This window comes from Tsukamurella sputi (assembly GCF_007858445.1).
In the GTDB taxonomy this organism is placed as follows: domain Bacteria; phylum Actinomycetota; class Actinomycetes; order Mycobacteriales; family Mycobacteriaceae; genus Tsukamurella; species Tsukamurella sputi.
The window spans coordinates 421,588-444,834 of the sequence record NZ_VIGV01000004.1 but is presented as its reverse complement, the minus strand read 5'-3'; the positions used below and the strand labels follow the sequence as shown (position 1 = coordinate 444,834).

General features: G+C 70.0%; 25 protein-coding genes and 1 tRNA gene. 7 read left to right on the top strand and 19 right to left on the bottom strand.

Annotated features, from left to right (window positions below; translation table 11 throughout):
- Positions 1–33: 33 nt before the first annotated feature.
- The 4 genes from FK268_RS15095 to FK268_RS15080 form a co-directional block, all read right to left on the bottom strand.
- On the bottom strand, positions 34–819 hold the full coding sequence (locus FK268_RS15095; RefSeq protein ID WP_146435455.1) for an ABC transporter ATP-binding protein: 786 nt from the start codon (positions 817–819) through the stop codon (positions 34–36).
- Positions 816–1,853, bottom strand: a complete 1,038-nt coding sequence (locus FK268_RS15090) for a taurine ABC transporter substrate-binding protein (protein WP_146435453.1) — start codon at positions 1,851–1,853, stop codon at positions 816–818. Before FK268_RS15090 ends, FK268_RS15095 begins: the two co-directional genes overlap by 4 nt.
- Entirely contained in the window at positions 1,850–2,710 is an 861-nt protein-coding gene (locus FK268_RS15085) for an ABC transporter permease (protein WP_146435451.1), read from the bottom strand. The genes FK268_RS15090 and FK268_RS15085 overlap by 4 nt, the downstream gene beginning before the upstream one ends.
- A 90-nt stretch (positions 2,711–2,800) precedes the next feature.
- A complete protein-coding gene (locus FK268_RS15080) occupies positions 2,801–3,553 on the bottom strand; it encodes an SDR family NAD(P)-dependent oxidoreductase (protein ID WP_146435449.1) in 753 nt (250 codons plus the stop codon).
- A 101-nt stretch (positions 3,554–3,654) separates the two neighbouring features.
- Between FK268_RS15080 and FK268_RS15075 the strand changes: the two genes are divergently transcribed.
- Positions 3,655–4,620: a DMT family transporter gene (locus FK268_RS15075; RefSeq protein ID WP_146435447.1), complete on the top strand. Its 966-nt coding sequence runs from the start codon at positions 3,655–3,657 to the stop codon at positions 4,618–4,620.
- Here the strand turns inward: FK268_RS15075 and FK268_RS15070 are convergent.
- The 7 genes from FK268_RS15070 to mca all read right to left on the bottom strand — a co-directional run bounded on the left by FK268_RS15070 (position 4,532) and on the right by mca (position 12,134).
- On the bottom strand, positions 4,532–5,068 hold the full coding sequence (locus FK268_RS15070) for a DinB family protein (RefSeq protein ID WP_146435445.1): 537 nt from the start codon (positions 5,066–5,068) through the stop codon (positions 4,532–4,534). The genes FK268_RS15075 and FK268_RS15070 overlap by 89 nt on opposite strands.
- Positions 5,069–5,167: 99 nt before the next feature.
- Positions 5,168–6,226, bottom strand: a complete 1,059-nt coding sequence (locus FK268_RS15065) for a 3-deoxy-7-phosphoheptulonate synthase (protein ID WP_146435443.1) — start codon at positions 6,224–6,226, stop codon at positions 5,168–5,170.
- A 193-nt stretch (positions 6,227–6,419) separates the two neighbouring features.
- Positions 6,420–8,390: a thioredoxin domain-containing protein gene (locus tag FK268_RS15060; protein WP_438695993.1), complete on the bottom strand. Its 1,971-nt coding sequence runs from the start codon at positions 8,388–8,390 to the stop codon at positions 6,420–6,422.
- A gap of 222 nt (positions 8,391–8,612) precedes the next feature.
- Positions 8,613–10,538: an ArnT family glycosyltransferase gene (locus FK268_RS15055; RefSeq protein WP_231707110.1), complete on the bottom strand. Its 1,926-nt coding sequence runs from the start codon at positions 10,536–10,538 to the stop codon at positions 8,613–8,615.
- Positions 10,539–10,631: 93 nt separating this feature from the next.
- A complete protein-coding gene (locus FK268_RS15050) occupies positions 10,632–10,922 on the bottom strand; it encodes a hypothetical protein (RefSeq protein ID WP_146435440.1) in 291 nt (96 codons plus the stop codon).
- Between the two features lie 19 nt (positions 10,923–10,941).
- Complete coding sequence (locus FK268_RS15045; RefSeq protein ID WP_193560291.1) at positions 10,942–11,268, bottom strand: hypothetical protein; 327 nt, start codon at positions 11,266–11,268, stop codon at positions 10,942–10,944.
- Complete coding sequence (gene mca, locus FK268_RS15040; protein ID WP_146435438.1) at positions 11,268–12,134, bottom strand: mycothiol conjugate amidase Mca; 867 nt, start codon at positions 12,132–12,134, stop codon at positions 11,268–11,270. The genes FK268_RS15045 and mca overlap by 1 nt, the downstream gene beginning before the upstream one ends.
- Before the next feature lie 60 nt (positions 12,135–12,194).
- Here mca and FK268_RS15035 point away from each other — a divergent pair, with 60 nt between their 5' ends.
- The 3 genes from FK268_RS15035 to greA all read left to right on the top strand — a co-directional run bounded on the left by FK268_RS15035 (position 12,195) and on the right by greA (position 14,045).
- Entirely contained in the window at positions 12,195–12,623 is a 429-nt protein-coding gene (locus FK268_RS15035) for a DUF4307 domain-containing protein (protein WP_146435436.1), read from the top strand.
- Positions 12,620–13,384 carry a queuosine precursor transporter gene (locus tag FK268_RS15030; protein ID WP_231707093.1) on the top strand — a complete coding sequence of 255 codons (765 nt, stop codon included), beginning with the start codon at positions 12,620–12,622 and terminating at the stop codon, positions 13,382–13,384. The genes FK268_RS15035 and FK268_RS15030 overlap by 4 nt, the downstream gene beginning before the upstream one ends.
- A gap of 166 nt (positions 13,385–13,550) precedes the next feature.
- Entirely contained in the window at positions 13,551–14,045 is a 495-nt protein-coding gene (gene greA, locus FK268_RS15025) for a transcription elongation factor GreA (protein ID WP_146435434.1), read from the top strand.
- Positions 14,046–14,109: 64 nt separating this feature from the next.
- Here greA and FK268_RS15020 read toward each other — a convergent pair whose 3' ends face one another.
- From FK268_RS15020 to FK268_RS15010, 3 genes are all read right to left on the bottom strand, one after another.
- Positions 14,110–15,162, bottom strand: a complete 1,053-nt coding sequence (locus FK268_RS15020; RefSeq protein WP_146435432.1) for a polysaccharide deacetylase family protein — start codon at positions 15,160–15,162, stop codon at positions 14,110–14,112.
- A gap of 236 nt (positions 15,163–15,398) precedes the next feature.
- Entirely contained in the window at positions 15,399–16,571 is a 1,173-nt protein-coding gene (locus FK268_RS15015; RefSeq protein ID WP_146435430.1) for a cystathionine gamma-synthase, read from the bottom strand.
- 14 nt (positions 16,572–16,585) lie between these two features.
- Entirely contained in the window at positions 16,586–17,968 is a 1,383-nt protein-coding gene (locus tag FK268_RS15010) for a cystathionine beta-synthase (protein ID WP_146435428.1), read from the bottom strand.
- A 70-nt stretch (positions 17,969–18,038) separates the two neighbouring features.
- Between FK268_RS15010 and FK268_RS15005 the strand changes: the two genes are divergently transcribed.
- Complete coding sequence (locus FK268_RS15005) at positions 18,039–18,956, top strand: SGNH/GDSL hydrolase family protein (RefSeq protein WP_146435426.1); 918 nt, start codon at positions 18,039–18,041, stop codon at positions 18,954–18,956.
- Positions 18,957–19,013: 57 nt separating this feature from the next.
- Here the strand turns inward: FK268_RS15005 and FK268_RS15000 are convergent, their stop codons facing one another.
- From FK268_RS15000 to FK268_RS14990, 3 genes are all read right to left on the bottom strand, one after another.
- On the bottom strand, positions 19,014–19,937 hold the full coding sequence (locus FK268_RS15000) for a Bax inhibitor-1/YccA family protein (RefSeq protein WP_146435876.1): 924 nt from the start codon (positions 19,935–19,937) through the stop codon (positions 19,014–19,016).
- Between the two features lie 127 nt (positions 19,938–20,064).
- Complete coding sequence (locus FK268_RS14995) at positions 20,065–20,601, bottom strand: Clp protease N-terminal domain-containing protein (protein WP_146435424.1); 537 nt, start codon at positions 20,599–20,601, stop codon at positions 20,065–20,067.
- 19 nt (positions 20,602–20,620) lie between these two features.
- The gene (locus FK268_RS14990; RefSeq protein ID WP_193560290.1) at positions 20,621–20,824 is read right to left on the bottom strand and encodes an RNA polymerase subunit sigma-70; all 204 of its coding nucleotides are present in this window, start codon (positions 20,822–20,824) and stop codon (positions 20,621–20,623) included.
- 85 nt (positions 20,825–20,909) lie between these two features.
- Here FK268_RS14990 and FK268_RS14985 point away from each other — a divergent pair.
- Together FK268_RS14985 and FK268_RS14980 are read left to right on the top strand one after the other, a co-directional pair.
- Positions 20,910–20,983 (top strand) — tRNA-Leu (locus tag FK268_RS14985).
- A gap of 158 nt (positions 20,984–21,141) precedes the next feature.
- Positions 21,142–21,654 carry a DUF3995 domain-containing protein gene (locus FK268_RS14980; RefSeq protein WP_146435420.1) on the top strand — a complete coding sequence of 171 codons (513 nt, stop codon included), beginning with the start codon at positions 21,142–21,144 and terminating at the stop codon, positions 21,652–21,654.
- Here the strand turns inward: FK268_RS14980 and FK268_RS14975 are convergent.
- Positions 21,636–22,202 (bottom strand): dihydrofolate reductase family protein, encoded by a 567-nt coding sequence (locus FK268_RS14975; protein ID WP_146435418.1) that lies wholly within the window; start codon positions 22,200–22,202, stop codon positions 21,636–21,638. The two genes, FK268_RS14980 and FK268_RS14975, sit on opposite strands and share 19 nt — an antisense overlap.
- A 56-nt stretch (positions 22,203–22,258) precedes the next feature.
- Positions 22,259–23,233 carry a mechanosensitive ion channel family protein gene (locus FK268_RS14970; RefSeq protein WP_146435416.1) on the bottom strand — a complete coding sequence of 325 codons (975 nt, stop codon included), beginning with the start codon at positions 23,231–23,233 and terminating at the stop codon, positions 22,259–22,261.
- Between the last annotated feature and the right edge of the window lie 14 nt (positions 23,234–23,247).

Genomic DNA, 23,247 nt, shown 5'->3' with positions numbered 1-23,247 from the left:
ACTACGCCGCACGACCTGTGCTCCCGCTGAGGTTCAGCCGTGGGCTGCGTAGATCGCCTCCGCCAGCTCGGTGCGCAGCGCCTGGAACTCGGGAGTCGCCGTGACCGACGGTGCGCGCACCGTGTCCGGCCCGTCGCCCGGCAGCTCGACCTTGCGGTCGATCACCACACGCCCCGGACGGGCGCTCATCACCAGCACACGGGTGCTCAGGAACACCGCCTCCTCCACCGAGTGGGTGATGAAGACGATCGTCTTCCCGGCCTCGCGCCAGATCTTGAGAAGGTCCACCTGCAACCGCTCACGGGTCAGGGCGTCGAGCGCGCCGTAGGGCTCGTCCATGAGCACGATCGCGGGGTCGTTGACCAGGACACGGGCGATCTGCGCGCGCTGCTGCATACCGCCCGAGAGCTCGTACGGCCGCTTGTCACCGAAGTCGCCGAGGCCCACGAGGTCGAGCAGCTTCTGCGCCTGCTCACGCCGCTCGGCCTTACCCACGCCACTCACCTTGGGCCCGAATTCGACGTTGCCGCGCACCGTCAGCCAGGGGTAGAGCGTGGGTGCCTGGAAGACCACGCCCCGATCGGCCGACGGTGCGCTCACGCGCGCGCCGCCCACCTCGACGACGCCCTCGGTGGGATCCTCGAAGCCGGCGATCAGCCGGAGCAGGGTCGTCTTGCCGCAGCCGGACGGCCCGACGATGGAGACGAACTCCCCCGGCTCGATCGTCAGGTCCGTGGGTTGCAGGGCGATCGTCTGCCCGCTGGCCGTGTCGTAGGTCTTGCCGACGCCCGTCAGCTCGACCCGTTCGGTGCCGCTCATTTCGCTGCCTCTCCGTACACACCGTCGGTGTAGTGCTGAGCCGGACCCACGCCCTGGACCTGTCCCTGCTGGAGCAGGAATTCCGCGGTCTTGCGGAGGTCGGCGCCGAGTTGCCCGCCGAGGTGGTCGGGGCCGGCCTGGGTCTTCGCGTCGAAGTACGCGTAGCCCTTGATCTGCGTGAGCACCTGGTCCAGCGGCACACCGAGTTGGCCGGCGATGTGCTCGGCGGCCTTGTTCGGATCGGTGTTGAGCAGGTTCGCCGCCCAGCCCTGCGCCGCGGTCCAGGCCTTGAGGAAGGCCGGGTTCTCGCGCACGAAGTCACTGCGAGCGCCCTCGAGGTCGTAGGTGGAGGCACCCTGCTCCGCGACCTGGGCGCTGGTGGTGAGCACCGTGCCCTTGAGCTGGCTCAGGGTGGGCTCCCAGATGTAGGTGGCGTCGATCTGCCCGCCGCCCCAGGCACCACGGATGGCGTCGGGGGCCAGGTTGATCACCTGCGCGTCGGTGACGCCCGCCTTGGCGAGGGCCGTCAGGAGGCTGTAGTGCGCCGTCGACGCGAAGGGCACCGCGATGCGCTTGCCCTTGAGGTCGGCGACGGACTTGGTCCCGTCGCCGCGCGCGACCAGCGATTCGGCGGCGCCGATCCGGTCCTGGATCCAGATCACCTTCATGTCGATGTTCAGCGGCGCGCTGAGCGCCTTCGCCGCGGGCGCGCTGCCGAGTAGGCCCACGTCGAGGCTGTTCGCCCCGAAGGCCTGGATCACGTCGCCGCCGGAGGCGAACTTGCTCCACACGACGTTCACGTTGGGCAGGCAGGTCTTGAGCAGGCCGGTGTCCTTGACGACGAGGTCGCCGTTCGGAATCTCCTGCCAGCCGATCCGGACGGTGCCGCGCACCGTCGGGTCCGGGTCGACGGGGCACGCCGTCGTGCCTCCGATGGAGCGGGACTGCTCGGCCCGGCCGGATTCGACGATGCAGCCGGAGGCCAGGAGGCCGACGGTGACCAGGGCGGTCAGGCGTGCCAGCGCGCGGTTCATGCCTTCCCCTTCCACGGAACGGCCAGCAGGCCGATCCACTTGATGAGCGAGTCCAGCAGCAGCGCGGTGACACCGATGACGATGATGCAGGCGATGGTCAGCGGGGTGTTGAGCTGCTGGCCGGCGAGGTAGGCGAGGCCGCCGATGCCGGGGATGCCGTTGTTGAGCTCGGCCGCGACCACCGTGGTCCACGCGAAGCCGACGGCGATGCGAATGCCGTTGATCACCTCGGGCAGCGTGGCCGGGACGATGACGCCGCGGATGGTCTGCAGCCGGTTCGCGCCGAGTGCGCGGGCGGCGTTGATCTGGTCCACGCTCACGCCCTGCACGCCGTTGACGGTGGAGATCGCGATCGCCGGGAAGGCGGCCAGGAAGAGCAGCCAGATCTTCGACGTATCGCCGATGCCGAACCACACGATGAGCAGGCCGATGTAGCCCAAGGGCGGCAGTGCGCGCAGGAAGTTCAGGTAGGGCTCGATGATCGTGTTGATCGTCTTCGACGTGCCCATGGCGAAGCCGAGGAGAGGGCCCACGATGATCGCGGCGCCGACGCCGGCGAAGATCCGCTGCAGGCTCGCGACCAGGTGCTCCCAGAGGAAGTAGTTCTGCTCGCCGAGAACCTCGCGCGGTACACCGGGCGCCACCTGGTGCCAGGTGCTGGCGCGCACCGCGGCGTCCCACACGGCCTTCGGCGTGGGCAGGAAGGTCTCGTCGATCAGCCGCAGTCCGCTCACGAGCCACCAGGCGGCGACGAAGACGAGCAGCGCGATGATGCGGACGAGCCACGACCTGACCGCTAGCGGCAGCGGTTCGATGACGGCGTTCTTCACCCGCAGCAGCGGGGGCTCTCCGGCCATGAATTCCTCTCCGGCGCCCCTTCGGGCACACGAACAGCCAACCCTGTCAGGCTCTCCTCCGCATCGGAACCGTTCGAATCGCGCTGATCGTTAGGTACGCCGGTGCACGTTGCGGGCCGCGACTTGATCGCGCGGCATGATCTGGATGTAGTCGATGTTCACGTGCGGCGGGCGGGTGACGGTCCAGGTCACGGCATCGGCGATGTCGTCGGCGACGAGGTGGTCCACTCCCTGGTAGATCTTGCCCGCGGCCTCGGCGTCTCCGCCCAGGCGGACCACGGAGAACTCGGTCTCGACCATGCCGGGGTCGATCTCGATGACGCGGATCGGCTCGCCCTTGAGCTCGAGGCGGAGCACGCGGGTCACGGCGCGCGCGCCGAACTTCGCGGCGTTGTAGCCGGCGCCGGTCTCGTAGGCCTCGGTCGACGCGACCGAACCGATGGTCACGACGCTCGCCGCCGGCGAGGCACGCAACTTCGGCAGCAGCGCCTGCACCATGCGCAGGATCGACAGCACGTTGATGTCGTACATGCGGGACCAGTCGGCCTCGTCGGCGGTCTCGATACGGTCCACGCCGAGGGCGCCGCCCGCGTTGTTGACCAGCACGTCGACCTTCTCGATGGCGTCGGTGAAGGCCTTCACCGACGCGGGATCCGAGACGTCGAGCGGCAGCGCCGTCACGATCCGCTCGGGGTGCTGCGCCTCCAAGTCGGTCTTGAGCGCCTCCAGCCGCTCCACGCGGCGGGCTCCGATGACCACGTCGAACCCGGCGCGCACCAGGTGCCGGGCGGTGGCGGCCCCGATCCCGCTGCTCGCTCCGGTGACGACGGCGATTTCGGCCATGGTTGCTCCTGGTTCCTCGATCGAATGGGCTCTCACCGTATCGCCGCGCACCACGTGCCGTCGGGCCGAGGCCCGAGCGACGTGGCCGTTTACCGCCAGCGGTGCGCCGTCATCGGCGGTGGAATCGTCGGGTGCGCACCGTCCCTCTGCAATTCACGGCCCTCGCCCTGGCGTGGGGCTCCAGCTTCCTGTTCATCAAGGAGGGCCTCACCGGCCTCTCCCCCGTGCAGGTCACCGCCGCGCGGATGACGATCGGCGCGGTCGTCCTCGCCGGGATCGCGATCGCAGTGCGCGCGCCGCGGATCCGCGATCCGCGGGCGGTCGCGCACATCACCGTGGTCTCGCTCACGCTGTGCGTCATTCCGTTCACTCTGTTCGGCTGGGCGGAGCAGCGGATCGACTCGGGACTGGCGAGCATCATCAACGCGACGACGCCGCTGATGACGGTGCTGGTGACCTGCGTGGCGCTCCGGTCCGAGCGACCGACGCGGAATCAACTACTGGGGCTGGCGGTCGGGTTCGCGGGCGTGGTGCTCGTGCTCGCGCCCGCCGCCTCGGGCACCGCGGGATCGGTCGCCGGGCAGCTCGCGTGCCTGGCGGCGACAGCGAGCTACGGCGTCGCCTTCGTCCACCTGCGGCGGTTCGTCACACCCCTCGCCCTACCCGCGTCGTCGGTGGCCTTGTACCAGGTGGGCATCGGCGCAGTCGCGATCGCCGCGTACGCGCTCGCGGTCGACCGGCACACCGTCACCGCGACGCCCCGAGTGGCGCTCGCGATGCTGGGACTCGGCGCCGTGGGGACGGGGCTGGCGTACCTGTGGAACACGAACATCGTGGCGGCGTGGGGTGCCGCCGCCGCGGCGTCGGTGACCTACCTGACGCCAGTGGTGGGCGTGCTCCTCGGCACCGCCGTGCTCGGCGAACGACCGGCGTGGAACCAGCCCGTGGGCGGCCTCGTCGTTCTGGCGGGGATCGTGCTCAGTCGCCGGGGCGGGGCGCGAGCCCCACGTCCACGCGGTGGTGTTCCAAATCGTGCAGCGCGTACACGGCGAACGACTCCACGGTGAACGCGGATCCGTTGGAACGCAGGCCCGTCCGCACCCAGTCCCCGTCGCTGACGGTGCGGTACGCGTCCGCGAACGACGTCGCCTCCGTCGCCAGCTCGCCCGCGACAACACCGGGGTCCTGCTCGCCGTAGGCGTCCTCGACCGCCGTCGCGTCCTGGTCCCAGTTCGCGAAGGCCGCGCCGTCCTGCGCCAGCATCAGTAGCAGGCGCTCACGCATGATCCGGTGCACGTCGCGCAGGTGGCAGCCGTATTCAAGCACCGACCACGTGTGCTCGTCCGGGCGGACCGTCGCATCCGGCCTCGCCAGCGCGACCTCCCAGCCGATCGCCGACCGCGCGATGCGATCGGCGACATCGGCCCGACGCACGGTCGCGGGATCGAATCCGCAGTCCACGCAGGGCCGCTCGATGACCCACGTCCAGTCCTTGGAATCCGGTGTGATCGCCACGACGATCAACCTACCTCCGTCCCGAAACTCCGGGATTCCGGCGGTCCGCACCCGGATTCCGCCTCGGACCGCCGTAGAACCCGAATCTCGGAACGCGCTTCAGCGCAGCGCGGCCGCCAGGTCGTGCAGGACGGCGTCAGTGGTGCCGAAATCCATGCACTTGTCGGTCACCGACTGGCCGTAGACCAGCGGGCCGGGGCCGGGCTGCTGCGCACCCGCGACGAGGAAGGACTCCAGCATGACACCGGAGACGCCCTTCTCACCTGCGGCGATGCGGCCGGCGATCTCCCGGGCGACCTCGGCCTGCCGCACATAGTCCTTCCCGGAGTTCGCGTGCGAGCAGTCCACCATCAGCGACGGTGCCAGGCCCGCCTTCTCGAGCGCCCCGACGGCGGCGGTGACGGAGGCCGCGTCGAAGTTCGGACCGCCGCGGCCGCCGCGCAGGATGACGTGGCAGTTCTCGTTACCCACGGTTTCGACCACAGCGGCGGCGCCGTCGTCGTCGGTGCCGAAGAAGACGTGTCGCGCCGCGGCGGCCTGCACCCCGTCGATCGCGACGGAGACGTTGCCGTCGGTCGCGTTCTTGAAACCGATCGGCATGGACAGTCCGGAGGCGAGCTGGCGGTGCACCTGCGATTCGGTCGTGCGGGCGCCGATCGCGCCCCAGGCGACCGTGTCGGCGATGTACTGCGGGCTGGTCGGCTCGAGGAACTCACAGCCCACGGGCAGGCCGATCTCCAGGATGTCCAGCAGCAGCCGCCGTGCGGTGCGCAGGCCACGGGGCACGTCGTAGGACTCGTCCATCCCGGGGTCGTTGATCAGGCCCTTCCACCCGACAGTGGTGCGCGGCTTCTCGAAGTACACGCGCATCACGATCAGCAGCTGGTCGGCCAGCTCGTCCGCGATCGGCTTGAGCCGCCGGGCGTAGTCGAGCGCGGCCTCCGGATCGTGCACGGAGCAAGGGCCCACCACGACGAGGAGTCGCTGGTCACGGCCCGCGATCACATCGGCCACCGCGGCGCGGTCGGCCTCGACCTGGGCCGCCAGACGGGGTGCGAGCGGCAGCTCGTCGCGCAGTTGCGCGGGCGAGGGGATCGCGTGGAAGGCCCGCACGCGCCGGTTCGAAGTGGACGCCGGGTCGTCGAGTTCGATGGTCATCTGACTTCTCTTCCTGGTAGTCGACACCAGGCGAGAGTCCCGGTGCCATAGAAAAAGGCAGCGAGTTGATCGCTGCCTTCGGGCTCCGGGTTGCTGTTCGGTACTAGCGCACACGCGCCTCACCGACGGCTCCACCCGGAGCCTCGGTAAAGCGCCAATACGCGTTCATACCCACGAGCCGAACATAGCACAGCTACGGCGCGAGCTCTGTGGCGAGCGTCTCCCCGTCGATGATCGGCAGCGAGCACACGGATCCCCGGCACACGTACGCCGCCGCCCGCCCGTCGACGGGGCCGCGGCCTGCGAGCAGCGGATGCGCATCCTTCGCTCCGGCCAGGATCACCGCGCCGCCGGGCGCCAGTCGCCGCGCCTCCGCCACGAGCGCGGCGGCGCCCGCCCCGTCGGCGACGGCGATCTGCAGGCCGGCCGCCGCCTGCTCCGCGACCGCGAGGTGATGCCCCGCGCCGCGCGGCACGCGCCGGATCAGCTCGCCCGAGCGCGCGCGGGTCGCGGCGGCGAGCGTCGCGTAGCGCTCCCCGAGCAGCGCCTCCGCATAGGTGAGCGCCTCGGCGATCAGGCTCGCGCCGGCCGGGGTGGCGCCGTCCGCCGGGTCGCGCGGGCGGGTCAGCAGCCGCTCCCCGTCCGACGGTGCGTCGTACCAGCTCCCGGCCTCGTCCGGGTCGGAGAAGCGGGTGATCGCCGCGTCCAGGATCGCGGCCGCGGCTGCGTCCCACTCGGTTCCACCCGTTCGCTGCAGGAGCGCCAGGAGGCCTGTGACCAGCGCGGCGTAGTCCTCCAGCATCCCGTCGACCTCCCCCACCGCGCCGCCGAGCGAGCTACGGCGCAATCGATCACCGTCCCAATGGGTTCCGAGGACGTACCGCGCGACGGCCTCAGCATCGTCGACCCGGCCCGCCTCCGCCAAGGCCGTGATCGCGAGGCCGTTCCACACGGTCACGACCTTGTCGTCGCGGCCCGGTTGCAGACGGCGTGAACGCATTTCGAAGAGCCGCCGCCGGACATCGGCGAGCCGCACGGGATCGGGCTCGCCGCGCAGCTGCAGGGTCGACGTACCGTGCTCGAACGTACCGCCCGGCGTGACCGCGAAAACCTCCGCGGCCCAAGTACCGTCGGCCTCGCCGAGCGCCTCGACGAGCTGGTCCGAGGTCCATACGTACGTGGCGCCCTCCACACCGTGCCCGTCGACCACGGTGTCCGCGTCGAGCGAGGACGCCAGGCCCCCGCCCTCGACCCCGAGATCGCGGACCAGGAAGTCGGCGGTCTCGTCCGCGACGCGCAGCGCCAACGGCGAGCCGGTGCGCCGGCTGAGGTGCGCGTAGAACCGCAGCAGAAGCGCGTTGTCGTACAACATCTTCTCGAAGTGCGGCACCACCCAGTCGGCGTCCACGGCGTACCGGGCGAAGCCCCCGCCCAGCTGGTCGTAGATGCCGCCGCGCGCCATCGCCTCGGCGCACCGCAGCGCCACGCCGTAGGAGGCCGGGTCGCCGGTGCGCTCGTGGTGCCGCAGCAGCGCCTCGAGCGTGGCCGACGGCGGGAACTTCGGGGCGCGGCCGAAGCCGCCCGACGGGTCCTCGTCGGCGCAGATCGCGCGCACTGCCGCGGCCAGGTCCGCGGCGGAGGGGGCGGCACCGTCGGGCAGGCCGGAGGAGGCCTGCCGCAGGTGTGCGGCCACCTGTCCGGAAACGCGGCCCACCTCGTCGCGCCGGTCGCGCCAGGTGTCGGTGATGGCCTCGAGGAGCTGCGGGAAGCTCGCCTGACCGTTCCGCGGCTCGGGCGGGTAGTAGGTGCCGCAGTAGAAGGGCTCGCCGGACGGGGTCAGGAAGCAGGTCATCGGCCAGCCGCCCTGACCCGTCATGGCGACGGTGGCGTTCATGTAGATCGCGTCGAGGTCGGGGCGCTCCTCGCGGTCGACCTTGATGCAGACGAAGCCGGCGTTCATCTGCTCCGCGATGGCCTCGTTCTCGAAGGACTCGTGCGCCATCACGTGGCACCAGTGGCACGCCGCGTAGCCGATCGAGAGCAGGATCGGCACGTCGCGCTCGGCCGCCTCCGCCAGCGCGGCCTCGGACCACTCCTGCCAGTGCACAGGATTGTCGGCGTGCTGGCGCAGGTACGGACTGGTGGACGCGCCGAGACGGTTCATGATTTCCATCATGCCCCCACACCCCCGGGAGCCGAACCCGTGCGGCTCCGAGACCAGGGCTCGACGTCTCACCCGCGCTCGGCCGGCCGGTGAAGAGCGTCCACGCATAGGACTTCCGGACACTCGACCTGTTCACCGTCGACCACCGTCACTTCCGCGCGATCAAGCCACTCGACGGCGGCGCGACATTCCGACTACTGCCGTTCGATGCGTGAGCCATGACTACGTCACCAGCGTGTAGACCGTCGCACTCCCGATCTTCGTGGCGGTGAAGTTCTTCTCCACCCAGCTCTGGATCTCGGACTTCCCGCCGCCGGGGCGGAACCCGCCGGAGGCGATGTAGTACGAGATCTTCCCGTCCTTCACCCACTGCTGGAACTGCGCCAGTGTCGGCGCGGGGTCCGAGCCGGTGAATCCTCCGAGGGCGATCACCGGCCGGCCGGAATTCAGCTGCAGTGCCCCCTGGCTCTGTGCGCCGCTCACGGCTGCCGCCCACTGCGTGCTCGTCCCCTTCAGCAGCGCGACGAGCTCGGTGGTGGACCTGCTCCCGCCACCCGGACCATCCGCGCCGCTCTCCGCTCCGGCCCCCTCGCTCGACGGTGCCCCGTCCGGCGCCGCCGCGCCCCGCTGCGCGAAGGGCTCCACCCGGCCACCGCGGTCGCTACCCGGACCACCGCCGAAACCGCCGAAACCGCTCCCCGACTTCGCCGTCCGCACCGCCGTCGGGATACCGCCGCTGTGCGCGGTGCCCGCCGTCGAGACGGAGTAGGCCGCGGTCGCCACGCCGCCGCCGAGGAGCGCCAGCACCAACGCGGCTGCGACCGCGCGTCGACCCCCGCGGCGGGTGAGGACCAGCGCGACGACGCCGAGAACCGTCAGCGCTCCCACGACGAACCCGATCGCGGGCCACGCGTACCCGGTCCGCCACGCGCGGATCACGCCCCAGCCGCCCGCGGCGACGAGCAGCCCGGCGAGCGCGAGGGTGCCCGGCACCGTCGACCTGCGGTTCCACGCGACGGCAGCCCCGCCGCCCACCAGCACGGCGATCGCCGGTGCGAGCGCGACGGTGTAGTACGGGTGCACCGTGCCGCTCATGTACGAGAAGACCACTCCGGTCACCACGAGCCAGGTGCCGAAGACCGTCAGGCCGAGTGCGAGGTCACGCCCCAGGCGCCGGCGCGCCACGAGCACCAGCCCGATCACCAGCACGAGCAGCGCAGCGGGCAGTAGCCAGGAGATCTCGTTGCCGAACTCGTTGCTGAACAGGCGCGCGAGACTCGGAGTGCCGCCGAAGGACGTTCCCGTGGCCCCGTTCCCGCCGGGGCTCCCGCCGCCCGGCCCTCCCGAGGCGTCCGAGCCGACGATCCGCGCCAGGCCGTTGTAGCCGAGCACGAGGTCCATGAAGGTCCCGTCCTTCGACCCGCCGATGTACGGGCGCGAGGACGCGGGCCACAGCACAGTGAGCAGCACGTACCAGCCGGACGAGACCACCACCGCCACCAGGCCCAGGGCGAGGTCGCGGGCGCGCCGGAGCCATGGGGTCCGGGCGAACAGCAGGTAGGCGAGGCCGAACCCGGGCAGCACCAGCAACCCCTGGAGCATCTTGGTGAGGAAGGCGAATCCCAGCAGCGCGCCGCAGGCGACGAGCCACCGCCACGACGACGCCTGGCACGCCCGGACCGTGCAGTACGCGGCCGCGGTCATCAGCAGCACCAGCAGGGCGTCGGGGTTGTTGAACCGGAAGATCAGGACCGCGGCCGGGGTCAGCGCGCACACGGCGCCCGCGAGCAGCGCCCCACCCGTGGCGATCCGTTCCGGGAGCGCGGCGAGCAGCCGCCGGGTCGTCAGGTAGACCAGCCCGACGGTGCCGACGCCCATCAGCGCCTGCGGCAGCAGGATCGACCAGGACGAGAGACCGAACACGCGGACGAACAGGCCGGTCACCCAGAGCGCGGCGGGCGGCTTGTCGACGGTGATGACGTTGCCCGGGTCGAGCGAGCCGAACAGCCAGGCCTTCCAGTTCAGCCCGCCCGCCTGCGCCGCCGCGGCGTAGAACTCGTTGCCGTAACCGTTGATCGACAGGTTCCAGCAGTACAGCAGTGCCGTGGCGGCGAGGAGTGCGGTCACGGCCCAGCGCCGCGGAGTCATGTACTTCACGGCACCACCCTCGCGGCCGGAACTGGATGGATCCGGCCCCCGTCCTGGGAGGTCGCTGTGAGCAGGTTACCGGCGAGTAGCAGTCTAGAAGTCGCCCATCGAGGCACCCGAACCGTCGACGCCGCTGACCTCCCGGCCCGTGAGCCGCTCGATCCGGCCCGGAACCACGATGAAGACGACCAGGGCGACGATGCACAGGGCGACCCCTCCAGCGAACTCCGCGGTCGCGGCGGTACTCCAGAGCCGGGGCCACGCGAGCCGGAAGAGCACGTAGGCGCCCATGCCGAGCGCGGCGGTGACGCCGTAGTACGCGCAACACAGCAGGAAGTGGACGAGGATCCAGATGCCGCCGCGCTTCTTCCGCTTCGCCGTCATGGGATCCTCCGCACTCCGCCTACTTCGGCGGGTCGGCCTCCGGGCCGGACGACGGCGCACCATCGGACCGCGGGACGGAGGCCCCGTCGCTCGCCGCACCGTCGATCGCACGGTGTTCGGTGCCGCCGGCCTCGTCGCCCTCGCCGGGCGCCTCGTCGTCGAAGGACTCGGGAAGGTTCTTGACGTGCTTGTTCATGGACCGGATGAGCAGGAAGGTCACCGCCAGGAGCGCGACGATCACGGCGAGGCCGAGGGGGCCGGACTTACCGAACTCGGGCCCCTTGGGCTTCTGCGGGTCCTGCGCGAGGATCGCCACGTCGCCGGCCAGCTGGAGGAGGGGGCTCATCACTTCTCGATCCCGCTGAACAGGTCCTTCTCGGGCATCCTGCTGCTCACCGTGGTCTTCGCCAACTCGTACTCCTCCGTCGGCCACAGGCGCTGCTGCCACTCCATCGGCACCGCGAAGAAGGGGCCGTTGGGGTCGATCTGGGTGGCGTGCGCGCGCAACGCGTCGTCGCGGACGGGGAAGAACTCACCGCACTCGACCTGCGTGGTCACGCGGGCCATCATGTCGTTCTTCTCGTCCTTCCACCGGGCGAGCCACTCGGTGTAGGGGTTCTCGAGACCGTTCTTCTCGAACTCGTCCGCGAAGGCCTGGAACTTGCCGCGCAGGAAGCCGTGGCTGTAGTAGACCTTCGAGATCTGCCAGGGCTCACCGGCATCGGGGAACTGCTCCGGATCCGCCGCCGCCTCGTACGCCGCCATCGAGACGGTGTGGGTCATGATGTGGTCGGGGTGCGGGTAGCCGCCGTTCTCGTCGTACGTGATCATCACGTGCGGGCGGAACTCGCGGATCAGGCGCACCAGCGTCTCCGTCGGGACCTCGACGGGCTCCAGCGCGAAACATCCGTCCGGCAGTGGCGGCAGCGGATCCCCCTCCGGCAGGCCGGAGTCGACGAAGCCGAGCCAGCGGTGCTCCACGCCCAGGATCGCGGCGGCCTTCGCCATCTCCTCGCGGCGCACCTCGGGCAGCCGGTCCTTGACGCCCGCGACGTCCATCGCCGGGTTGAGGATGTCGCCCCGTTCGCCGCCCGTGAACGTCGCGACCAGCACGTCGTTCCCCTCGGCCGCGTACCGCGCCATCGTGGCGGCGCCCTTGCTCGACTCGTCGTCCGGGTGCGCGTGAACGGCGAGGAGGCGGTATCCGGTCATGCCCCCAGTGTTCCACGATCGGCCGACGGCGCGCCGCGCCGGGTGTGCTTCGATGGAAGCATGTCGACCGCCCCCGTCCGCCCCTCCGATCGCTACCCCGACGAGCGCGATCCCGCCCGCGCCCGTCGCATCGGCATCATCGGCTTGGTCGTGGTCGTGATCCTGGGCGTCGGACTCGCGTGGATGGGCTACCAGAAGTTCTCGCGGCAGCCGGTCACCGGCGAGACGGCCGGATACAAGATCCTGTCCGATTCGGCGGTGGATGTGCAGGTCACCGTCACCCGCACGGATCCGGCGCAGGCCGTCAGCTGCATCGTCTACGCCAAGAACAAGGCGGGCGACGAGATCGGCCGGCGCGAGTTCTACGTGGCCCCGTCGACGGAACCGGTCATCGTGGTCACCAGCGAGGTGCGCACCACCGAACCGCCCGCCGTGGGCGACGTCTTCGGTTGCGGGACGGACGTGCCCGCGTATCTTGACCGTGCGTGAGCACTGACAACTCCCCCGCCCCGAAGTCTGGGCAGCCGGTCCGCGTCCGCGCGCGGCCGGCGTTCGCCACGGTTTCCAGCTACTACTTCCCGATGCTCGTCGGACTGTTCGTCGGCGTCATGATCATCAGCAACATCACGGGCACGAAGGCCGTGTTGTTCGCTCCGTCGCTGCACGTCGAGATCCTCGGCCTCCGGGTCGACGGCATCGCCACCGACGGCGCCTTCTACCTCTTCCCCCTCGCCTACGTCCTCGGCGACGTGATCTCCGAGGTCTACGGCTTCCGCGCCATGCGCAGGGTGATCCTCACCGGCTTCGCGATCCTGGCGCTCGCAGCCCTGTGCTTCTGGATCACCACGCTGCTGCCGCCCGCCCCGGACTGGCCCAACGACGCGGCCTTCAAGACCGTCGCCGGCGTCGTGCCCCGCTTCCTGATCGCGGGCCTGGCCGGCTACCTCGTGGGCGAGTTCATGAACTCGTGGGTCCTGGTGCGGATGAAGGCCTGGACCGGCGAAAAACACCTCTGGTCGCGCCTCCTCGGCTCCACGGTGGTCGGCGAGTTCTTCGACACCCTCGTCTTCTGCTCGATCGCGGCGCCCGCGCTCGGATTCACCAGCCCGGGACAGTTCCTGAACTACCTGATCCTCGGCTTCGTCTGGAAGACGCTGGTCGAGATCGTGATCATGCCGCTGAGCTACGCCCTGTGCGCCTTCCTCAAGCGGCGCGAGCCCACCTACCAGCAGGCACTGTCGGCGGCCTGAACGGAACACCCCATTCCGTTTCCCATGCTAGAATCAGCGGATACACGGTTCCGCATGGAGCCGTGTATTGCTGCATTTACGGGCCCCGGGTACCGTTCCGGGGCCGGCCGGCTGTGGAGGGACACCCCGCAGCGGGCCGTGCCGACTACGACGAAGGACGAACGATATGACGGACACTCAGGTGACGTGGTTGACCCCCGAGTCCCACGAGCGCCTCAAGAACGAGTTGGACGCGCTGATCGCCAACCGCCCCGTCATCGCCGCCGAGATCAACGAGCGTCGCGAAGAGGGCGATCTCAAGGAGAACGGCGGCTACCACGCTGCGCGTGAGGAGCAGGGCCAGCAGGAGGCGCGCATCCGCCAGCTGCAGGAGCTGCTCAACAACGCCAAGGTCGGCGAGGCCCCCACCCAGTCGGGTGTCGCGCTCCCCGGCTCGGTCGTGAAGGTGTACTACGACGGCGACGAGAAGGACACCGAGACCTTCCTCATCGCCACCCGCGAGGACTCCGGCCAGGACGGCGGCCTCGAGGTCTACTCCCCCAGCTCGCCGCTCGGCGCCGCGCTCATCGACGCCAAGGTCGGCGAGACGCGCGAGTACACGATCCCCAGTGGCGCCACCGTCAAGGTCACGCTGGTCAGCGCGGAGCCCTACCACTCCTAGTCTCCAGCGCAGCGACAAGCGGGCCCATCCGATCGGACGGGCCCGCTTTCGCGTACCGGGGCGGCTATCCGGCCCGGCTGCGCAACAGCTGGCTGACGGTGACGAAGGCGTAGCCCTGGTCCGCGAGCTGCGTCATCGTGCGGTCGAGCGCCGTCGCCGACGAGATGAAGGTGTCGTGCAGCATCACGATCTGCCCGGGCTTGACCTTCAACAGCACCTGCGTCAGACCGTCGGGATTGCCCTGGTAGTTGTAGTCCATCGAGTCCAGGTCCCACAGGATCTGGGTCAGGCCCAGCCGCTTGCCCGCGTCGACGACGGTCGGCGAGCTGTGCCCGCCCATCGGGCGGAACAGCGTCGGCGCGCTGCCCACCGAGGTGCGGATCGCGTCATTGGTCTGCTGCAGCTGGGCTGCTGCGTCGGCATCCGAGAGCGTCGTCATGTCCGGCTGCGTCCACGTGCCGTTCGCGACCTCGTTCCCCGTGCCCGCGATCGCGGTCATGATGTCGGGATTCAGGCTCACCTGCGCGCCGGTGACGAAGAACGTGCCCTTCGCGGCGTGACTGTCGAGAACCTGGAGGAACTGCCTGGTCACCGGTCCGGGACCGCCGGAGAAGGTGAGCGCGACGCACTTGCTCTTCGCGCAGTCGACGCTACCGTCGGGCAGGTACACGGGCTTGGTCACCGACGTCGCTGCGGCCTGCGGCACGGAGGTGGCGCCACCGCCCTGGCCCGACGGTGCGCCGTCCCGGTTCGCGGCACCGGCGCCGGCCGGAGTGGTGGGCGCGGGTGGAACCGCGGGGCCCGTCGGTCCCGTCGCGGGCTGCGGCTTGGCCGGCGCGTTCGGGGGCGGCACGACGACGGTCATCGTCGCCGGCGCCTGGGGCGAGGGTGCGACGGTGGTCTGCCCCGCGGGCAGCGCGCCGGGGTTGACGCCGGCGCTCGGTGCGGCGGAGGCGCCCGACGGTGCCGACGGCAGCGGGTCGAACGTGAGACTCGACCCGAGACGGTTCGTATCGCCGCCGGTCACGCCGCATCCGACCGCCACGGCAGCGGCGATCACGAGGGCACTCCCCGCCACCGCGTAGTTGCGGACCTTCCGGCTCTGCTTCGGCCTCAAGAACTCACTCCAGCCACTTGTGTCACTTTCTACAACAAGCGCCACTTTAGTCCCACGAACCCTGAAGGGGAAGTCGAAGGTTCAGATGGTGACCGAGTCGTTACGCGGCGTGACCGCCGCTCCCCACCGGGAGTGAGGCTCCCGCGGTCGAGCGGGCACCCCCTCTGCTGCAACACGCGGGACGCCCGCTCCCAGTGGGGAGCGGGCGTCCGGAACGAAGCGTCGTGACTGCGGCGTCAGCTGAACGCGTTCTCCAGGTCGGCGATGAGATCGCCGATGTCCTCGATGCCGACGGACAGCCGCACCAGATCCTCGGGGACCTCCAGCTGCGAGCCGGCGGTCGAGGCGTGCGTCATGGCGGCGGGGTGCTCGATGAGCGACTCGATGCCGCCGAGCGATTCCGCCAGGGTGAAGATCTCGGTCCGCGCGCAGAACCGCTGCGCCGCCTCGCGCCCGCCGGCCAGGCGCACCGAGATCATGCCGCCGAAGCGCTTCATCTGCTTGGCCGCGACGGCGTGGTTCGGGTGGCTCTCCAAACCCGGGTACAGCACCGTCGACACCTCGGGGCGCGAGGCGAGGAACTCGACGACCCGCTCCGCGTTGTCGCAGTGCCGGTCCATGCGCACGCCGAGCGTCTTGATGCCCCGCAGGGCGAGGTAGACGTCGAACGGGCCGGGCACCGCGCCCGCCCCGTTCTGCAGGAAGGCGAAGTCGGTGTCGAGCTGCTCGTCGTTTGTCACCAGCGCACCGCCGACGGTGTCGCTGTGCCCGCCGAGGTACTTGGTCACCGAGTGCAGCACCACGTCGGCGCCGAGGCTGAGCGGGGTCTGCAGGTAGGGGCTGGCGAAGGTGTTGTCCACCACCAGCTTGGCGCCGCCCTCGTGCGCCACCTCGGCGAGCGCGGCGATGTCGCCGATGTTGAGCAGCGGATTCGTCGGCGTCTCGATCCACACCAGCTTGGTGTTGGGCCGGATCGCGGCGCGCACGGCGTCGACGTCGGTGATCGGTGCAGGGGTGTGCTCGATCCCCCACTGCGAGAAGACCTTGTCGATGAGCCGGAAGGTGCCGCCGTAGGCGTCGTCGGGGATCACGAGGTGATCGCCCGGGCGCAGGGCGGCGCGGAGCAGGCAGTCGGTGGCGGCCATGCCGGAGGCGAAGCCGCGGCCGAAAGTGCCCTCCTCGATCGCGGCGAGGTTGGCCTCGTAGGCGCGACGGGTCGGGTTGCCGGTGCGGGCGTACTCGAAGCCGCCGCGCATGCCGCCGACGCCGTCCTGGGCGAAGGTGGAGCTGGCGTAGATCGGCACGTTCACGGCGCCGGTCAGCGGATCGGGCTCATAGCCGGCGTGGATCGCGCGGGTCGAGAAACCCTGCGCCGCATGCTTGTCGACGGCGCTCTTCTGCTCACTCATGGTGCAGGCCCTTTCTACTTGCCGTGGGAGAGGAAGTTCAGCACGTCGTGCCGGGTGATCACGCCGACGGGCTTGCCGTCGTCGATCACCATGAGCGCGTCGGACTCGCGGAGCGCGGCGTTGGCCGCCGAGAGCGGCTCGCCCGCACCGATCAGCGGGAACGCGGGCCCCATGTGCTTGCTGACCGGATCGGCGAGCTCGGCGCGGCCCTCGAAGACGGCGGAGAGCAGCTCTCGCTCGGTGACGGCTCCCGCGACCTCGCCCGCCATGATCGGCGGCTCGGCGCCCACGACGGGCATCTGCGAGACGTTGTACTCGGCGAGGATCTCGATCGCGTCGCGGATCGTCTCCGACGGGTGGGTGTGCACCAGATCGGGCAGCTCGCCCTTCTTGCCGCGCAGGATGTCGCCGACGAGGGACTCCTGCTCGTTGGGGTCGAGCGGCGCGCGCAGGAAGCCGTAGCTCGACATCCACTTGTCGTTGAAGATCTTCGACAGGTAGCCGCGGCCACCGTCGGGCAGGAGCACGACGACGACGGCGTCCGGATCGCGCTCGGCGACGCGCAGTGCGGCGACGACGGCCATGCCGCAGGAGCCGCCGACGAGCAGGCCCTCCTCGCGTGCCAGGCGGCGGGTCATCTCGAAGGAGTCGGCGTCGGAGACGGCGATGATCTCGTCGGGGATGTCGGGGTCGTAGGCGGTGGGCCAGAAGTCCTCACCCACGCCCTCGACGAGGTACGGCCGGCCGGTGCCGCCCGAGTACACGGAGCCCTCGGGGTCCGCGCCGACCACCTTGACCTTGCCGCCCGAAACCTCCTTGAGGTAGCGGCCGGTGCCGGTGATGGTGCCGCCGGTGCCCACACCCGCGACGAAGTGGGTGATCTTGCCCTCGGTGTCGCGCCAGATCTCCGGGCCGGTGGTCTCGTAGTGCGAGGCCGGTCCGTTGGGGTTGGAGTACTGGTTCGGCTTCCACGCGCCGGGGATCTCGCGGGTGAGGCGGTCGGAGACGTTGTAGTACGAGTCCGGGTGCTCGGGCGCGACGGCGGTCGGGCACACGACGACCTCGGCGCCGTAGGCCTTGAGCACGTTGCGCTTGTCCTCGCTGACCTTGTCCGGGCAGACGAAGACGCACTTGTAGCCGCGCTGCTGCGCGACGATCGCGAGACCCACGCCGGTGTTGCCGGAGGTCGGCTCGACGATGGTGCCGCCGGGCTTCAGCTCCCCCGACTTCTCCGCGGCGTCGATCATCTTCACCGCGATCCGGTCCTTGCTGGACCCGCCGGGGTTGAGGTACTCGATCTTGGCCGCGACCAGCCCTGATCCGGGCGTCACCACCGAATTCAATCGCACCAGTGGGGTGTCGCCGATCAGTTCGCTGACGTGTCCTGCGATACGCATGACTCCATCGTCCCAGAACCGCCCGCGCCGCCTCACGGCCGGTCCGCACGTGCGCGTCTAGATTGGTGGCATGGGGTACTCCCGAAACCGGTTCGCCCGTGACGCGCTGTACACCTCGGCCGCCGCCGTCGGCGGCGCCGGAGCCACGTGGGGCGCGTACGCGCTGCTCACCAAGCAGGCGAAGACGGCGCGTACCGTCATCCCCCATCGCACCGACAAGGCACCGTCGAAGGACGGCGTCTACTCCCCCGGCACCGACGAGGTGGAGCGCCCCGGGCCCGGCCATCCCGCGGACGTGAGCCTGATGGTCTTCGGGGATTCGACGGCCGCGGGCCTCGGGGTCGACGATGCCGAGCACACCCCCGGCGTACTGCTCGCGCGCGGCGTGGTCGCGGAGACGGGCCGGACGGTGCGGCTGGCGGTGAAGGCGATCGTGGGTGCGACGTCGAAGGGGCTGGCAGCGCAGATCGAGGCCGCGTTCATCGCGAAGCAGATCCCGGATGTCGCGGTGATCATCGTCGGCGCGAACGACGTGACCGCGCTCAACTCGATCGAGCCCTCGGCGCGCCGCCTGGGCGCGGCGGTGGCGCAGTTGCGCGGCGCCGGCGCGGAGGTCGTGGTGGGCACGTGCCCCGACATCGGCGTGGTGCAGGCCATCCCGCAGCCGCTGCGGTCGGTGATCCGCACGTACGGACTTCAACTCGCGGCGAGGCAGCGCGCGCACGTGCTGGCCGCGGGCGGCCATCCGGTGCCCTTCGCCGACACCCTGACGCCCGAGTTCCTGGAGGCACCCGAGCGCATGTTCTCCCCGGACAACTTCCACCCGTCGGCCGCGGGCTACGAGCTCGCGGCGCGTCTGCTGCTCCCCGAGGTGCTGTCGGCCCTGGGCGAGTGGCACGGCCCGCTCCCCTCGCCGCCGGAGGTCTCCGAGGCCGCGGATGCGAACCGCCTGACGGTCCGCCTCTCCCGCGCCCTGCGCCGCGACTGATCCCTCGAACGCCGAACGCCCCGCAACCGGGGCTGCGGGGCGTTCGGAACGTTGCGACTAGTCGCTGCTGTAGAAGTAGCTCAGCAGGCGCAGGATCTCGACGTACAGCCAGACCAGCGTGACGGTCAGGCCGAGGGCCACGCCCCACGCCGCCTTCGACGGTGCGCCCGCCCGGATCAGCTGATCAGCCTGGTCGAAGTCCAGCAGGAAGCTGAACGCCGCGATCGCGATGCAGACCAGCGAGAAGATGATCGCGATGGTGCCGCCGCCGCGCAGCGGGTTCGACTCACCACCGGTCACCAGCGCGAGCACCATGTTGCCGAGGGCAAGCACGACCACGCCGATCATCGCCGCGAAGAGCATGCGGGTGAAACGCGGGGTGACGCGGATGGCGCCGGTCTTGTAGACCACCAGCATGCCGATGAAGACGCCGATCGAAGCGAGCACCGCCTGGCCGATCAGAGCCCCTGCACTGACACCGCTGACCATGAAGTTCGCGAAGACGAACGAGATGGAGCCGACGAACAGCCCCTCGAGCGCAGCGTACGACAGCACGATGGCCGGGTTGTCCTGCTTGCGCCCGAAGCTGGCGATCATCACAAGCACGAAGCCGCCGATGCCACCGACCAGCAGCAGCGGCATCGGGCCGACGATGCCGCCGGCGACAAGCGCGTACGCCGCGACGGCGAAGGCGATGAGCACGCCGAGCGTGGCCGCAGTCTTGGTGACCACGTCGTCGATGGTCATGACGCCGGAGCCGGTGCCCTGCTGGTACGGGGCCTGCGGCGGCTGCTGGTACTGCTGGAACTGCATGCCCTGGGCGGCGCCGGCGGCACCCATACCCAGGTTCATGCCCTGCGGGTATCCCTGCTGCTGACCGTAGCCCTGCTGGGGATATCCCTGCTGCGGGTAGCCCGCGGGCGCCTGCTGGCGGGTGTCCTTGGTCAGCCCGCGGAAGATCGGGTTGCTGCTCTCGCGCACCGTGGGGTCCTTTCCCTGGTCGTGCACCTGTACGTACTGTTCAACGATCGAGTCCGCGGTTGCGTTCCCGGTTTCAGCGATGTCTTTACGAACAGCTTACCCATGTCCTGATGGTTGTGCAGGAAGCTTATGCCGCGGAACGATCCAGCAGGTCGTAGAGCCGCCGACGCAGTTCGCCACGAGGTACGACGGACTCCACCGCCGCCACCGACTCGGGATCGTCGCTGCGCAGCACTCCGAGGAGGACGTGCGCCCCGTCGATGGTGCGGTCCTTGCGGCTGACCGCCTCCCGCAGAGCGAGTTGCAGCGACTTCTTCGCGCCGGGGTCGAAGGGGATGTTGCCCGCGCGGAAGCGCTTGCGGACGGGCCGCAGGATGTCGAAGCCGAACCGCTCGGAGACGACGTCGGCGATCGCCGCGACATCGACCCCGATCCCCTTGAGATCCTCGACGTCCTGGTCGGTGATGATGCGTTCGGCGCGTAGCCGCACGACATCATCGGTGAGCCCGAGTCCGCCGAGCTCATCCGCGAAGGCCCCGTCGGCCGTCTCGAGGACGCCGAGGAGGAGATGGACCGCTGTGATGCGGTCGGCGCCGTTGTCGCGGGCCTCCTCCTGCGCAGCGACCACCGCCATCCGCGCGCGCTTGCTGAATCTCTCGAACATGACTGTCCAATCCCGGCTGTCAGCCGTACTTCTTGTGCACCGCTTGACGACTGACCGCAAGGTGTTCTGCGATGTCCTGCCAGGACCAGCCGAGACTCCTGGCGTTGGCCACCTGAACGGCCTCGAGTTGATCGGCCAGCTTCCGCAGTGCGACGACGGCGCGGAGCCCCTGTGCAGGGTCCTCCGACGCCGCCGATCCGACGAGGGTGGGTGGTGAGCTCACGCCTGTCAATCTACGTTGACGCCGTCGGGCTGTCAACGCATGTTGACAAGTTCGACGGTGCGCCGCGCGCTACGCTTCCTCTCGCGCCCCCATAGCCCAATTGGCAGAGGCAGCGGACTTAAAATCCGCGCAGTGTCGGTTCGAGTCCGACTGGGGGCACCGTCCTCACTGTCCACACAGCCGAAGCCGTCAGCACCGGCGCGACGCCATCAGCACATCGCTCAGCCGCCGCCAGTCGGTGCCCCCCGATCCGTCCCCGTTGACCGCACCGACCTCGGCAGGTTCACTGAATCCGTAGCGGCGCGAAAGGGCGGGCGATGAGGGCAACGCAACGCACGAACGTCGACCTCGTTCCGAGCGGGCCCGGGCGACATCGCCTCTGCGCTCATCTCGCCACCGCGTGGTGTCTGGTGTTCGCGTGCGCGCACCTGTACTGGGCCGTCGGCGGACGCGCCGGATTCGTCGCGGCGACGGGCAGCCTGAAACTGCTCGACCAGCCGTTCTTCGTGGTGATCGGACTGTGGGGTGTCGCGATCGTGTGCATCGTCGGGGCTCTCGCATGCCTGGCGACGGTGCTCTCGTTCGGTCGACGAGTTCCGCCGCGTCTCTTGCTCACCGTGCTGTGGGTCGGGGCGGCGGCGTTGACCCTCAGAGCAGTGACTGCGGGACTGCAGGACGCGCTTCTGGAAGCCGGCGTGCTGCACACCACAGCCGACTTCGACTGGTCCGTCGTGCACTGGCGCCTTGCGGTGTGGACGCCGTGGTTCGCGATCGGCGCCGTCCTGTTCGCGCTGACGGCCGCCGGACGGCCTCAGCGCAACACGCGGTAGTGGACGAAATCCACTCCACAGGCGAAGGACCGACCTCCCACGCGCTCCAGCGCGGTGGCCCTGCCCTGCTGCGGGAAGTACGGAATGCCGCCGCCCACCAGCACGGGGTAGACGCGGACGCGGTACTCGTCGATGAGCCCGAGCCGCGCGGCCTCGGCCGCGAGTCCCGCGCCGCCGACGCCGATGTTGCCCTCTCCCGGTTCGGCACGCAGTCGCGCGATCTCCTCCGCCAGGTCGCCGTCGGCGAGGCGGGTGTTAGCGCCGTGCACCTCGGTCAGAGTGGTGGAGAAGACGACCTTCGGCAGTGCCTTCCACAACGCGGCGAAGACGCGCTCGTCGGCGTCCAGCGGCTGCGTCTGCTCGGCCGTGTCCCAGTACAGCATCGTCTCGTACAGCCGGCGCCCCATCAGGTGCACATCCAGGCCGCGCACCTCGTCGGTGGCGAAGCGGAAGACCTCCTCGTCGGGCTGCGACCAGTCGAAGGCCCCGTCCGGCCCCACGATGTATCCGTCCGCCGATGTGCTCAGTGAATAGGTCACGCTGCGCATCGGTCCATGATGACCGAATCGTCCCTTCCCCGCGGCGGTCCCGGGAGACACCCAGGTCAATCCACCGCCGCGGCAGCGACCGGGAGCCCACTGCGGTAGGGCGGAGCGATGTCGTTCTCGTCGAAGGCCCGCAGGATCCGACGGCGCAGTTCGCGCTCGACCGCCCACTGCCGGTTCGCGCGGACGCGCACGGTCAGTCGGATGCTCACCCGGTCGGCGGTGGCACCGTCGACGCCCAACATGTCGGGCGCGCCCAGCACGTCCTCCGACAGCGGCTCCTCGCCGACCGCCTCCAGGGCCGCATCGAGTGCGACGCGGCACGCGAGGTCGACATCGGCGGAGTACGAGATGGGCAACTGGAGGAAGGCGACGGCGTAGTCCTGACTGAAATTGGCGACCCGCATGATCTCGCCGTTGCGCACGTACCAGAGCGTGCCCTGGACATCGCGCACCGTGGTGATCCGCATGCCCACGGTCTCGACGGTGCCCGTGACCTCCCCGAGGTCCACGACGTCGCCGACGCCGTACTGATCCTCGATCAACATGAAGATGCCGGAGATGAAGTCCCGCACCAGGTTCTGCGCACCGAACCCCAGCGCCACGCCCACGACACCGGCGGAGGCGATGAGCGGCGCGACGTTCACCCCGAGGATCGCGAGGGACTGGATGACCACCCAGATCAGCACGAGGAAGGAGACAGCGGATTTGAGCACCGAGCCGATGGTCTCGGCGCGCTGCGCCCGCCGGGCCCGGGCCTCGCGATCGCGTTGCGCCTTCCCCGGATCGTCGACGGTGCGCCGCCGCACGGCCGGAAGCCGACCTCCGCCGAGCTTGCCCCTGAGCTTGCCGAGGCCGAATCGCCGTGGGGCCGAGTCCCCGTCGCGGCGGTTCCCCCGCACGAGCCGGTCGATGCCGCGGTGCAGCAGGTACCGCACCACGATGGCCAGGACGACGTAGAGGCCGATCTCGAGAGGCGTGTGGATCAGCCACTGTCGTCCGTTCTCACTGAGCTGGAGAGCTAGATCGGACATGCCCCCGACGGTAC

Bases quoted from the DNA above. Each gene is read 5' to 3' on its own strand.
- FK268_RS15095 (WP_146435455.1), bottom strand. From the start codon at position 819: ATGAGCGGCACCGAACGGGTCGAGCTGACGGGCGTCGGCAAGACCTAC.
- FK268_RS15090 (WP_146435453.1), bottom strand. From the start codon at position 1,853: ATGAACCGCGCGCTGGCACGCCTGACCGCCCTGGTCACCGTCGGCCTC.
- FK268_RS15085 (WP_146435451.1), bottom strand. From the start codon at position 2,710: ATGGCCGGAGAGCCCCCGCTGCTGCGGGTGAAGAACGCCGTCATCGAA.
- FK268_RS15080 (WP_146435449.1), bottom strand. From the start codon at position 3,553: ATGGCCGAAATCGCCGTCGTCACCGGAGCGAGCAGCGGGATCGGGGCC.
- FK268_RS15065 (WP_146435443.1), bottom strand. From the start codon at position 6,226: ATGACCATCGAACTCGACGACCCGGCGTCCACTTCGAACCGGCGCGTG.
- FK268_RS15060 (WP_438695993.1), bottom strand. From the start codon at position 8,390: ATGAACCGTCTCGGCGCGTCCACCAGTCCGTACCTGCGCCAGCACGCC.
- FK268_RS15055 (WP_231707110.1), bottom strand. From the start codon at position 10,538: ATGACTCCGCGGCGCTGGGCCGTGACCGCACTCCTCGCCGCCACGGCA.
- FK268_RS15050 (WP_146435440.1), bottom strand. From the start codon at position 10,922: ATGACGGCGAAGCGGAAGAAGCGCGGCGGCATCTGGATCCTCGTCCAC.
- FK268_RS15045 (WP_193560291.1), bottom strand. From the start codon at position 11,268: ATGAGCCCCCTCCTCCAGCTGGCCGGCGACGTGGCGATCCTCGCGCAG.
- mca (WP_146435438.1), bottom strand. From the start codon at position 12,134: ATGACCGGATACCGCCTCCTCGCCGTTCACGCGCACCCGGACGACGAG.
- FK268_RS15035 (WP_146435436.1), top strand. From the start codon at position 12,195: ATGTCGACCGCCCCCGTCCGCCCCTCCGATCGCTACCCCGACGAGCGC.
- greA (WP_146435434.1), top strand. From the start codon at position 13,551: ATGACGGACACTCAGGTGACGTGGTTGACCCCCGAGTCCCACGAGCGC.
- FK268_RS15015 (WP_146435430.1), bottom strand. From the start codon at position 16,571: ATGAGTGAGCAGAAGAGCGCCGTCGACAAGCATGCGGCGCAGGGTTTC.
- FK268_RS15010 (WP_146435428.1), bottom strand. From the start codon at position 17,968: ATGCGTATCGCAGGACACGTCAGCGAACTGATCGGCGACACCCCACTG.
- FK268_RS15005 (WP_146435426.1), top strand. From the start codon at position 18,039: ATGGGGTACTCCCGAAACCGGTTCGCCCGTGACGCGCTGTACACCTCG.
- FK268_RS14995 (WP_146435424.1), bottom strand. From the start codon at position 20,601: ATGTTCGAGAGATTCAGCAAGCGCGCGCGGATGGCGGTGGTCGCTGCG.
- FK268_RS14980 (WP_146435420.1), top strand. From the start codon at position 21,142: ATGAGGGCAACGCAACGCACGAACGTCGACCTCGTTCCGAGCGGGCCC.
- FK268_RS14975 (WP_146435418.1), bottom strand. From the start codon at position 22,202: ATGCGCAGCGTGACCTATTCACTGAGCACATCGGCGGACGGATACATC.
- FK268_RS14970 (WP_146435416.1), bottom strand. From the start codon at position 23,233: ATGTCCGATCTAGCTCTCCAGCTCAGTGAGAACGGACGACAGTGGCTG.